The sequence below is a fragment of the Microbacterium sp. NPDC064942 genome, assembly GCF_049545525.1.
GTDB classification, from domain to species: Bacteria; Actinomycetota; Actinomycetes; order Actinomycetales; family Microbacteriaceae; genus Microbacterium; species Microbacterium gawkjiense.
This window is the reverse complement of record NZ_JBMWDR010000002.1, coordinates 242,680-253,800: the sequence shown is the minus strand read 5'-3', so window position 1 is coordinate 253,800 and position 11,121 is coordinate 242,680. Positions and strand designations below refer to the sequence as shown.

General features: G+C 68.7%; 9 protein-coding genes and 2 tRNA genes. 3 read left to right on the top strand and 8 right to left on the bottom strand.

The genetic code is table 11. The features are described 5' to 3' along the window. Positions 1-42: 42 nt before the first annotated feature. Positions 43-564 (bottom strand): DUF1877 family protein, encoded by a 522-nt coding sequence (locus ACPEH2_RS05520; RefSeq protein WP_423718400.1) that lies wholly within the window; start codon positions 562-564, stop codon positions 43-45. Positions 565-1,339: 775 nt separating this feature from the next. Between ACPEH2_RS05520 and ACPEH2_RS05515 the strand changes: the two genes are divergently transcribed. Beyond that, positions 1,340-2,332, top strand: a complete 993-nt coding sequence (locus ACPEH2_RS05515) for a Fic family protein (protein ID WP_239281567.1) — start codon at positions 1,340-1,342, stop codon at positions 2,330-2,332. Positions 2,333-2,505: 173 nt separating this feature from the next. Here the strand turns inward: ACPEH2_RS05515 and ACPEH2_RS05510 are convergent, their stop codons facing one another. From ACPEH2_RS05510 to serS, 7 genes are all read right to left on the bottom strand, one after another. Then, entirely contained in the window at positions 2,506-3,597 is a 1,092-nt protein-coding gene (locus ACPEH2_RS05510; RefSeq protein ID WP_359920289.1) for a CU044_5270 family protein, read from the bottom strand. Continuing rightward, a complete protein-coding gene (locus tag ACPEH2_RS05505) occupies positions 3,563-4,156 on the bottom strand; it encodes an RNA polymerase sigma factor (RefSeq protein WP_231477208.1) in 594 nt (197 codons plus the stop codon). Before ACPEH2_RS05505 ends, ACPEH2_RS05510 begins: the two co-directional genes overlap by 35 nt. A gap of 357 nt (positions 4,157-4,513) precedes the next feature. Next, positions 4,514-4,605 (bottom strand) — tRNA-Ser (locus ACPEH2_RS05500). A 74-nt stretch (positions 4,606-4,679) separates the two neighbouring features. After that, positions 4,680-5,987, bottom strand: a complete 1,308-nt coding sequence (locus tag ACPEH2_RS05495; protein WP_423718399.1) for an LCP family protein — start codon at positions 5,985-5,987, stop codon at positions 4,680-4,682. A 20-nt stretch (positions 5,988-6,007) separates the two neighbouring features. Beyond that, a tRNA-Ser gene (locus ACPEH2_RS05490) sits at positions 6,008-6,092 on the bottom strand. Positions 6,093-6,192: 100 nt separating this feature from the next. Further along, positions 6,193-7,098, bottom strand: a complete 906-nt coding sequence (locus ACPEH2_RS05485; protein WP_359920286.1) for an HAD family hydrolase — start codon at positions 7,096-7,098, stop codon at positions 6,193-6,195. Then, positions 7,095-8,360, bottom strand: coding sequence for a serine--tRNA ligase (serS, locus tag ACPEH2_RS05480; protein ID WP_064003780.1), 1,266 nt, complete (start codon positions 8,358-8,360; stop codon positions 7,095-7,097). The genes ACPEH2_RS05485 and serS overlap by 4 nt, the downstream gene beginning before the upstream one ends. A gap of 103 nt (positions 8,361-8,463) precedes the next feature. Between serS and ACPEH2_RS05475 the strand changes: the two genes are divergently transcribed. After that, positions 8,464-9,633, top strand: coding sequence for a diacylglycerol/lipid kinase family protein (locus ACPEH2_RS05475; RefSeq protein ID WP_359920283.1), 1,170 nt, complete (start codon positions 8,464-8,466; stop codon positions 9,631-9,633). A 61-nt stretch (positions 9,634-9,694) separates the two neighbouring features. Then, positions 9,695-11,059 (top strand): cryptochrome/photolyase family protein, encoded by a 1,365-nt coding sequence (locus tag ACPEH2_RS05470; RefSeq protein WP_423718397.1) that lies wholly within the window; start codon positions 9,695-9,697, stop codon positions 11,057-11,059. Positions 11,060-11,121: the final 62 nt, after the last annotated feature.

Here is an 11,121-nt window from a genome sequence, read left to right as displayed (position 1 = left end):
CGACATCCGTTGACGCGGCGGCGGCGGATAGCTCGGGCTGAGTCACCCGATGAGGTAGACCATCCCGCGACCGTCTGTCGCGAGCGCCTCGACGAATTCCTGTGCCCGCGTGAGGTAGTCGAGGACGTAGCGGAGCTCGTCGTCGTCGTCGACTCCGTGCCGGCTTCGCCAAGTGCGCGCCCACGTTCGCGCCTGGTCCTCGTCGATCGCACAGAGGTCGTCCCGAATCGCTGGCACCTCCTCCGGGAGGATCGTCCTCACCCACGGGTCCCAGCCCATGTCGTGCATCGTCACGTTCCCCTCGAACATCCGGTAGCACGAGCCGGCGGCGGGACTTCCGGGCCCCGAGCGCGTGAGGGACTGCAATGCGGACCATACCTTGTCGAGATAGAGCATGTCGCGCTTCGGTGAGACCTGCTCGAACGTCGCGACACTCACGCTCGCGTGCGGCTCCAGGCCCCACGCGTCAGCGAGCGGGTCGCTGGAGAGGATGCTGTGCGGGTCATCGACCGCCTGCTGAGCAAGGTCGGCATCGAAGGCATAGGCGTAGTAGCGGATTCCCATGCGGCCAGCATCCCGATGCAGGCGCAGCCACGATCACCGCATCCGACGCCGTGGGGAGAACGCGCCCGAATCCGCCGCTGTGGAGGACCGGAGGCCTTCGCATGGCCCCGCCCCTGGAGATCGAGGGATATGCGCTCGCGGTCTCGCGGGCAGCGGCACTGAACCTTCGCCCGGTCCAGCCGCAACCGAGCAGGTTGATGAGCGGGAACTCATGATCGAGCTCAGAGCGCCCAGAACGGAACGCTTCGCAAACGTGGCAGAAATGGCGGATTTCGTGGCAGATGCGAAATAAACCGTCGTTGATCTGGGATTTTCCGCGGAGACGGAGGGATTTGAAATCGCGCCGATGGCAATCGAAGTCAACTGAAACCGCGTGATTCCGCGGGTTCTGACCCCGGCGGCGTCCGTTTCGATCAGGTCGATTCGGTTCCATTCGTGGCAGAAACGTGGCAGCGATTGAGGAGCGATCCCACGGCCGCGCGCCGCTTTCAGCACGCGATTTCAGCCTACGCCGATTCAGGCTCGACGATCATTTCGAGGGCTTCGACCGCTCCGCGCCGCGTCTCAAAACGGTCGAGGATTCTGGGCGGAAGCTATCTCCTCACGAAGACCCGGTCCTGTGCGTTCAGACGCCTGACGGACTTGAGTTTGTCGTTGTTGATTAATCAGTGGTCAGCGATGACAACATGCTAAGTTGTCGATGTTGATTTAGGGCGGAGCGGTGATGACAAATTCTACGAGTGGGCGGCCGGGACGCGGACGACCGAGCCGTGAAGTGATCTACAAGCGTTTCGCGACCGCAATCGATGAGCTGGCGAACTACGGCGGGCTGCCGAAGCCCTACGAAGCCAAGTCGCTGTGGGATCATCTGTGGCATCTTGAAGCTCACCACTCGACAGCGATCGAGGGAAACACTCTCGTCCTCCGCGAAGTCGAGACCCTGCTCGAACAGGGGCGCGCTGTGGGGGCGAAGGAGCTGAAGGATTACATGGAGGTCCTCGGATACGCCGAAGCCGCCCGGTGGGTATACCAGCAGGCCGTCGCCCCGGATGAGTGGTCGCACGACGGTCTGGTCACCGTCACCGAGGTTCGGCGCGTCCATGCTCTCGCCATGGCGAAGGTGTGGGAGGTGGCGCCACACCCGGATGCGCATGACACCGAAGGGCCAGGCAATTGGCGGCAGCATGAGATCCAGGAATTTGCGGGCGGCATGAAGCCCCCGACCTTCCCGCTCATCCCGTCCGAGATCACCGCGTGGGTCGATCGAGCAAATCACTTGCAAGAACAGATCACCGATGGATCACTCACCATCGCCGCGGTTCCGGAAGAGCTGGCCCGGCTGCATCGCGAGTTCGAGTGCGTCCACCCGTTCATCGATGGCAACGGACGCAGCGGAAGACTCCTGCTCAACCTTCTACTCATCCGGCTCGGGTGGCCGCCCGCGATCATCCTCAAGGAACAGCGACGGAAGTACCTCCGCGCACTCGAACGCTCGGATCAAGGGGATGACGGGCCTCTGGCAGAGGTGATCAGCCGCTCCGTCGTCGACAATCTCCATCGGCTCATCCCGAACATCGCCGGCCCTGCCAAGTACGTGCCTCTCGAGGCACTCGTCGACGACGATTTCAGCCTCGTCGCCTTAAAGCAAGCCGCATCGCGCGGGCGCCTCGAAGCCATCATCGGGAGCGACGGCCGGTACCGGTCGAGCAAGTCTGCTCTCGAGGAGTACAAGGCATCAAAGTACTCACGTGGCGAGAAGAAGCAATAGTCGGCACGCGCTTCACCACATCGATCCCCCTCACGGGTCGCGAGGGGAATCGATGTGGTGCAATCAGCGCTGGTCGCTCATCGCATGAGGTCGGTGCAGGTCGAGCGGAATCACAAGCGACTCCGTCGGAGGGAGGATGAGACTCGTCGGTTCGACTCCGACAGTTGTCCCGGTCAGCATTGCCCGGTCTCCGGGTTGACGGTCATCTTCCCGCACACCGATCCGCCCTCGGGCGCCTCGTCGACGACCGAGGAGGTGACGCTCGTCCAGCGCACCGCCGTGCCCGCCGGTACGCCGTCCTGGTCGCGGAGGAGGACCTCGCGATCGCCGATGAACGTGCCGGTATCGGGGTCGATGATGATGTCCACCCGGGTGCCCCACGCGTCCTCGACGCGGCCGATCGCGACCCCCGTGCGGCCGTCAAGGGTAGCTTGATCGCTGATGAACGTGACGCCCGGGATCAAGGCCGCAGCCTTGTACATCGCGGCGCGCAGGTCGGCGGGCACGTTCCCGGCACGGAGACGGTCGGCCATGTACACGAGAGCCTCGGTGTCGGGCGAGGGACCGGAGCCGAGGGTGACACGGTAGATGTAGTTGAGCAGTCGATACGGGTCACGCGGAAGCTGGTCCAGATCGGCAAACCCCGCCCCGGCGTCACCCCCGTAGAACGCGCCCCCAGGTGCCCGGAGAAGATCCCCAGCCTCGAATGAACCTGACGAGGAGGACACGGCTTCCCACCACGCGTTCGCCACCTGCTCGGACTCCGGACCGAATGTCGCCGCGATGGATTGCGGACCGCGGACCCACACCCAGTCATCGGAGGGATCTGCGGGGCGGTAGAGAGTGTCATCGGACGCGTACTGGTACGACGCCACAACATCACCGATACCTCCGCTTGAGAGGTGTACGCCCCTGGTGTTGACCCTCAGATATTGGCCGGGCTGCACCGCGGGATCGACTGAGGTGATCGCGGCGGCGCTCGCCTCGTCGAGCACGGCGGCGGCAGCGGCATCCGCCCCACCACGCCAGCCAGCGAGGCCGACCACGTCCGTCAGCACGAGCCCCGCCACCAGTGCCGCGGCGCCGACCGTACTGAGTCCGCCGATCGCAAAGCGTCGGGCGCGTTTCGGTCGGCGCGACGTGCCGATGTGCGGCTGGGCGGAGCCGGAGGCTGCGTCTAGGAGCGCCGCCCTGCCCCGGTGCAACGTCGACTCCGGCGGTTCGGTCTCGCTACGCGTGTTGCGCAGCAGCGTCAACTCGTCCATGTTCCTTCTCCAGTTCGGGATCGTTGGTGCCGGCCGCGGTCCGCAGGATGCGGCGGGCACGATTCAGGCGTGAGCGGACGGTGCCGATCGGCACGTCGAGAGCGCGTGCGATGCCCGCGTAGTCGAGGTCGCCCCAGGCGTACAGCAGCAGGGTGTCGCGGTCGGACGCGGGCAGGCCACGCAGCGCCGAAGCCAAGCGCCGCGTGAGCCGTGCCGCGTCCAACCGCGCGCCCGCCTGTTCGATCATGTCGGGCGAGAGCTGCGCCGCGAGATCCGCGACCATGCCCTTCCATGCCCGCGCTTCCAGCCGCACATGCTTATGCATCAAGCGGGTGGCGATCCCGAACAGCCAGGGGCGAGCATCGACGATCGCGAGGTCGTACGCTGCTCTCTTCTCGAAGGCGACGAGGAACGTCTCCGACATCACGTCCTCGGCGCTGCCCTCTCCCAGCCGCTGCGCCGCGTAGCGGTAGATCGCCGGCGCATGTCGATCGAAGAGCAACGCGAACGCACCCGGCTCATCCGCCGAACGTTCGATCACCTCGTTGTCTGTGCTCACGTCTGTATTGCTCATTCCTCCCGTTCGAGTTCACGATCCACCACCTCGACCCGATCTGATGACACGACGTGCCGGTGCGGACAACGCGACGATAGCCGCCGACGGCGCGAGCACAGCGAGCGGAAGCGAGCGCCCGAGCGGGCACGCCGAGTCGGGGAGGAGACGGAGGGATCGCGCGCTCGGTCTCACCCTTGAGTAGCCGCAACCATGCGCCGAGCAACTCACAGTGAGCAGAACGCTCAGCATAATCCCGCAGAACCGCAAGATTGCTCAACGCCAACCACATCGAAAACGTGGCAGAAATGGCAGATTTCGTGGCAGAAGCGGAAGAAAATTGCCTCTGATCAGGACTTTTTTTGGCGGAGACGGAGGGATTTGAACCCTCGGTCCCCTTACGGGGACTCCACCTTAGCAGGGTGGTGCACTAGGCCTGACTATGCGACGTCTCCAGGCATCCAGCCGCGGACGGCGCGGATACACCACGCAAGCATAACCGCTCTGCGGCGCCTCACCGAACCGGGGCTCAGCGCTGCGCGACGGTGCAGGTGACCTCGTTGGCCGACTGGCCCGTGATCTCGCCCGGCAGGTCGACGGTGCCCTCCTCGCCCGCCGGCGGGGTCGCCGTGGCCCCGGGGGTCCCGCTCGGGTCGGGCGTCGCGGATCCGGTCGGATCGGGCGTCGCGTTCGGGTCGTCGGCCTCGCCGACGACCTCGACGCCGTTGCCGCCGCTCGCAGCACCGGTCACGCGGATCGGCTTGTTCTCGGCCAGAGCCGTGAAGAGCACGTCGGCCGCCGACGTGACCGGCAGCACGCGGGCACCACCGGGGGCGTAGTACGTCGGGTACTGCACGAAGACGATGTCCTTGTACGGGACGTCCGCGACGGCCATCGCGATCTGCACCATCCGCTGCGGGTTGGTGAGCGACTCGCTGAGGACCAGCTGCTTCTCGTTCACCTGACGGAGTGCCGTATTGGCGAGGTTCAGCAGCGCGGGGTAGTTCGAGAGCACCTCGCCCGACTGCAGCTTGCGCACGAGCGAGCTCATGAACTGCTGCTGGTTCGAGATGCGGCCGAGGTCGGACCCGTCGCCGATGCCGTGGCGGATGCGGAGGAACTGCAGCGCCTCGGCGCCCACGAGCGTCTGGTTGCCCTTCTTGAGGTCGAGACCCGTGTGCCGGTCCTTGATGTCGTCGCTGAGGCAGACGTCGACACCGCCGATCGCGTCGGACATGTTGATGACGCCCGTCCAGCGAATCGCCGCGGCGAACTGGATGTCGATCCCCGTCAACTCCTCGACGGTCGCGACCGAGCAGCCGAGGCCCCCGTAACTGTACGAGGTGTTGATCATCTGCGCGCTCATCGCGGCGGACGTCGTGCCGTCCGGCGAGGTGCACGACGGGATGGGCACGATCATGTCGCGCGGGAACGAGACGACGGTCACGCGGCGGGGCGTGTCGCTGATGTGCACGAGCATCGTCACGTCGTTGCGCTCGCCGCCGTCGTCGTCCGCGCAGCGCGGGAAGAGCTTGAGGTCCTGACCCTCGCACGAGTCGGTGCCGACAACGAGCATGTTGACGCCGCCCTCGATCTCGCCGATGTGCGGCGGCAGGGTGGCGTCGTCGCCGATCGCCACACCGTTCTCGTCGAGGCTGCGCGCGGCATCCCACACGTAGAACCCGCCGATGGCGACCGTGCTGACCAGCGCGACGGCGAGGACCGCCGCGAGGATCGTGAAGACCTGGCGCAGCGGATGCGGCGACGTCAGCGCTCCGTGACGGGCGACGGGTTGACGGCGAAACTTCGTCGCCTTCGCGTCATGCCTTGCGCTCACGGATCACCTTTCGGACAGTGCGGAGGGTGTGGGATTCGAACCCACGGGACATTGCTGCCCACCGGTTTTCAAGACCGGATCCTTCGGCCGCTCGGACAACCCTCCCGACCGCGCAGACAGCCCCGGTCGAACAGGCCGAGTCTAGCCGACCCCAGAACCCGTCCATTCTCGCGGCAGCGCCTGTGGGCGGCCTGAACGGGCCCGGTCAGAGGGCCTTCAGCACCGCCGTGACTCCGCCCTCGGTGACGGATGCCGTGAGCTCCGACGCCTCGGAGGTCACCTCATCGGGCCCCTGGCCCATGGCGATCGCCCGTCCACCGTTCGCGCGCGCCCATCGGAACATCCCGATATCGTTGCGTCCGTCGCCGATGACGACGACGTGGGCGGGGTCGATGCCCAGCCAGTCGCGCACCTTCTCGAGGCCGGTCGCCTTGTCGACGCCCTGCGGCGCGATGTCGAGCCACGCCGACCAGCCCACCGCGTACGAGACCTCGTTCAGGCCGATCCGCGACACGAGGTCGACGAAGTCCTGATCGGTGCCCTCCTCCGACACCACGACGACGCGCGACACCGGCTGCGCGGAGAGGTCCTCGAACGGGACGCGGTCGGCGCGCGACACGTTCCACTCGTCCATGTCGTCGGTGTAGAGGCGACGCCCGTCGGGCAGTTCGACCATGTACCGCGCCGAGGGGAGGTGGTCGCGCAGCAGGGTCAGCACCTCGGACGCGTCGAACTGCTCGGTGTGGAACCGCTCGTACTCCCGGGTGCCTTCGGCGCCGGTGCGCCGCAGGATCACCGCGCCGTTCGAGCACACGACGTATTCGGGGGTGAGCGCCAGCCCTTCGAGGATGTGGCGCGTCCCCTCCCACGAGCGACCCGTCGCGAGCATGACCTCGTGCCCGGCCCGCTGCGCGTCGGCGATCGCGTCCACGACACCGGGACTGTAGCTCTCGTCCTCGAGCAGGATCGTGCCGTCGACGTCGAGCGCGATGAGCAGTCGCTCGCGCGGGGGCTCGGCGGCATCCGTCGCGATCTCGTCGACCACCTCGGCGGCATCGTCGGGCGAGACGGCACGGACCTCGCCGGTCGCGGGGGCTCCCTCGGGACTCACGCGATCGGCTCCGCCACCTCGAGGCCGCCCAGGTACGGGCGCAGGACCTCGGGGATGACGACCGAGCCGTCTTCGCGCTGGTGCGTCTCGAGCAGGGCGACGATCCAGCGGGTCGTCGCGAGCGTGCCGTTCAGCGTCGCGACGGGAGCCGTGCGGCCGCCCTCGGGGCGGTACCGGATGTCGAGGCGGCGGGCCTGGTAGGTGGTGCAGTTCGACGTCGACGTGAGCTCGCGGTACGCGCCCTGCGTCGGGACCCAGGCCTCGACGTCGTACTTGCGCGCGGCGGACGACCCCAGGTCGCCGGCGGCCACGTCGATCACGCGGTACGCGAGACCGAGGTCCTGCAGCATGCGCTCCTGCATCTCGACGAGGCGCAGGTGCTCTGCCTCGGCGTCGTCGGGCGTCGTGTAGACGAACATCTCCAGCTTGTTGAACTGGTGCAGGCGGATGATGCCGCGGGTGTCCTTGCCGTACGAGCCGGCCTCGCGGCGGTAGCACGTCGACCAGCCGGCGTAGCGCTTCGCGCCCGCCTCGAGGTCGAGGATCTCGTCCATGTGATAGCCGGCGAGCGGGACCTCGCTCGTGCCGACGAGGTACAGGTCGTCGTCGTCGAGGTGGTAGACCTCGTCCGCGTGCTGACCGAGGAAGCCGGTGCCGCGCATGACCTCGGCGCGGACGAGGGTCGGGGGGATCATCGGGATGAAGCCGGCCTCGAGCGCCCGCTGCATCCCGAGGTTCATGAGGGCGAGCTCGAGTCGGGCACCGATCCCGGTGAGGAAGGTGAACCGCGCGCCCGAGACCTTCGCCCCGCGCTCGGTGTCGATCGCCCCGAGCATCTCGCCGAGGGCGAGGTGGTCGCGGGGTTCGAAGTCGAACGTCGCGGGCTCGCCGTGCGTGCGCAGCGTGATGAAGTCGTCCTCGCCACCGGCGGGCACGCCGTCGATGACGATGTTCTCGATGCGCGCGAGGGCCGCCGAGGCGGCCTCCTCGGCCACGGTGACCGCCTGCTGGGCGGCCTTGACGCGCTCGCTGAGGTCCTTCGCCTCGGCGACGAGCGCTGCCTTCTCGTCCTTCGGCGCCTTCGCGACGCGCTTGCCGTGCGCGTTCTGCTCGGCGCGGAGCTCCTCGAAGGCGGTGATCGCCGCGCGCCGCTCACGGTCCGCGGCCAGGGCGGCGTCGACGGTGTCGGGCGACTCGCCGCGGGCTTCCTGCGAGCGCTTCACGAGGGCCGGGTCGTCACGGAGGAGGGCGAGATCGATCACCCGTCGAGTCTAGTCGCGGGCCTCCCGGCCCCCTCCCCTGGTGCGGATCGCGCAGCCGCGCAAGGGGCCCCGGGAGACGGATGCCGGGCCCTATCCTGTACGCATGGCGACCGACCCCGGCACGACGCACGGCTCCGACGACGCGCACGACCCGGCTGCTGTCGCAGAACCCGACGGCGTCATCCGCGAGCCCGACGACATCGCGCCCGACACGGAGGACGGCGAGACGGGCGAGGCCCGCCGGGTCGACCGCAGCGGATCGACCGAGCCGATGCCCGACGAGGACGGTCGGCCGAGCCCGAAGGCCGCCCTCGTCTACAACCCCATCAAGGTCGACGGCGACGCGCTGCGCGAGCAGGTCGCGACCGCCGCGAAGGCGGCCGGCTGGTCCGAGCCCCTCTTCTACGAGACCACCGTCGACGACCTCGGCGACGACGTCGCCCGCCAGGCCCTGAACGAAGGGGTGGATGCCGTCCTCGTCGCCGGGGGCGACGGCACCGTCCGCGCCGTGAGCGAGGCGATGACGGGCTCCCCCGTCCCCCTCACGATCGTGCCGAGCGGCACCGGCAACCTGCTGGCCCGCAACCTCCGGCTCCCGCTCGACGACCCGGAGGCGATGATCGCCGCCACCTTCGACGGCGACACCCTCGCGATCGACGTGGGCCTCGCGCAGCTGCGTCGTCCCGACGGCGAGACCGCCGAGCACGCGTTCGTCGTCATGGGCGGGATGGGGCTCGACGCCGCGATGATCGCCAACACGAACAGCGACCTGAAGAAGAAGGTCGGCTGGGTCGCCTACGTCGACGGCGCCGCCCGGTCGATCGCCCAGGCCAAGCCGTTCCCGGTCGTCTACCAGGTGCCGGGTCACCGCATCCACCGGGCCGACGTGCAGAGTGTGCTCTTCGCCAACTGCGGGTCGCTCCAGGCGGGGCTCGAGCTGATCCCCGAGGCATCCATCACCGACGGCGAACTCGACGTCGCGATCCTGCAGCCGCGCTCCGCGTTCGGCTGGCTGCTCGTCTGGCGGCGCCTCGCGTGGGACAACAGCGTGCTGCGCAAGTTCCGCACCGGGCGCAAGATCCTCTCGCTCCGCACCGCCGACAACTCCGTGCGCTACTCGCGCGGCAAGGGCATCGACCTCGCCGCCGAGGAGGCGCACCCCGTGCAGCTCGACGGCGACGAGTTCGGCGAGGCGACCCGCATCGCCGTCCGTGTCATCGCGGGCGGACTCACCCTCGCGATCCCGCGCGGGCACTCCGTCGAGGCTGTCTGAGGGATTCCGCGCCGGATTGCAAGGGGCGGCGCCGGCCTCGTCGGGTGACGAGGATGAGGGGATGCCGTCCCCTTCGATCGTCTGGTTCCGCGACGACCTGCGCCTCGCCGACCACCCCGCCCTGCGCGCGGCCGTGGACCGCGGCGAGCCCGTCATCGGTCTCTACGTCCTCGACGAGGAGTCCGAGGGCATCCGCCCGCTCGGCGGGGCGGCCCGGTGGTGGCTGCACCACTCGCTCGCCTCGCTCGCCGAACGGCTCGCGGAGCGCGGTTCGCGGCTGATCCTGCGCCGCGGACCCGCCGCCCGCGTCGTCCGCGACGTGGCCGACGACACCGGCGCGGGCGCCGTGTTCTGGAACCGGCGCTACGGCGGGCCGGAGCGCGAGATCGACGCGCAGCTGAAGGCGGGCCTGCGGGAGGGCGGCGTCGAGGTCGCGTCGTTCGCGGCATCCGTTCTCTTCGAACCCTGGACCATCCAGACGGGGTCGGGCACGCACTTCTCGGTCTACAGCCCGTTCTGGCGGGCGTGCCTCGCGCAGCCCGCTCCGCGCGCGCCGCTGCCCGAACCGCGGGAGGTGAGCGGGCCCTCGCGCTACCCGGCGTCGGACGACCTCGACGACTGGGGTCTGCTGCCGACCGCACCGGACTGGGCGCAGGGCCTGCGCGACACGTGGGAGCCGGGCGAACCAGCGGCCCGCCGTCGCCTGCGCGAGTTCCTCGACGAGGACCTCGGCCACTACGGCGACGCCCGCGACCGTCCCGCCGCCGGGGCGACCTCGATGCTCTCGCCGCGCCTGCGGTGGGGCGAGCTGAGCCCGCACACCGTCTGGCACGCTGCGGTCGAGGCGACGGGAGCCTCGCAGTTCCTGTCCGAGATCGGCTGGCGCGAGTTCGCCTGGCACACCCTGTACCACTTCCCCGACCTCGCGACGAAGAACCTCCGGCGGGAGTTCGACGCGTTCCCCTGGCCGCGCGTGAAGCCCTCCGCACTCGAGGCCTGGCAGAAGGGGCGCACCGGCTACGCCATGGTGGATGCCGGGATGCGGGAGCTCTGGGAGACCGGCTACATGCACAACCGCGTGCGGATGATCACGGCATCCTTCGTCATCAAGAACCTTCTCATCGACTGGCGCCGCGGCGAGGAGTGGTTCTGGGACTGCCTCGTCGACGCCGACGGGGCGAGCAACCCGTTCAACTGGCAGTGGGTCGCCGGGTCGGGCGCCGACGCCGCACCGTACTTCCGCGTCTTCAACCCGGCGCTGCAGGCCGACAAGTTCGACAAGAACCGCGAGTACGTTGGGCGGTGGGCTCCGGAGTACCGGGATGCCGACGGGCAGCCGCCCCTGCCGATCGTCGACCTGAAGGCGACCCGGCAGAACGCGCTCGACGCCTACGAGAAGGTCAAGCAGGCCTCGCGCGAGTCCTGACCGAACGCGGCCGCGCCGCGGGTCGGAGCCCGGAGGCCCGACCCGCGGCGCGGATGCGTGGT

What these genes read in the sequence shown, in the direction of transcription:
- ACPEH2_RS05520 (WP_423718400.1), bottom strand. Translation starts at nt 564, where the DNA reads ATGGGAATCCGCTACTACGCCTATGCCTTCGATGCCGACCTTGCTCAG.
- ACPEH2_RS05510 (WP_359920289.1), bottom strand. Translation starts at nt 3,597, where the DNA reads ATGGACGAGTTGACGCTGCTGCGCAACACGCGTAGCGAGACCGAACCG.
- ACPEH2_RS05475 (WP_359920283.1), top strand. Translation starts at nt 8,464, where the DNA reads ATGGCGACCGACCCCGGCACGACGCACGGCTCCGACGACGCGCACGAC.
- ACPEH2_RS05470 (WP_423718397.1), top strand. Translation starts at nt 9,695, where the DNA reads ATGCCGTCCCCTTCGATCGTCTGGTTCCGCGACGACCTGCGCCTCGCC.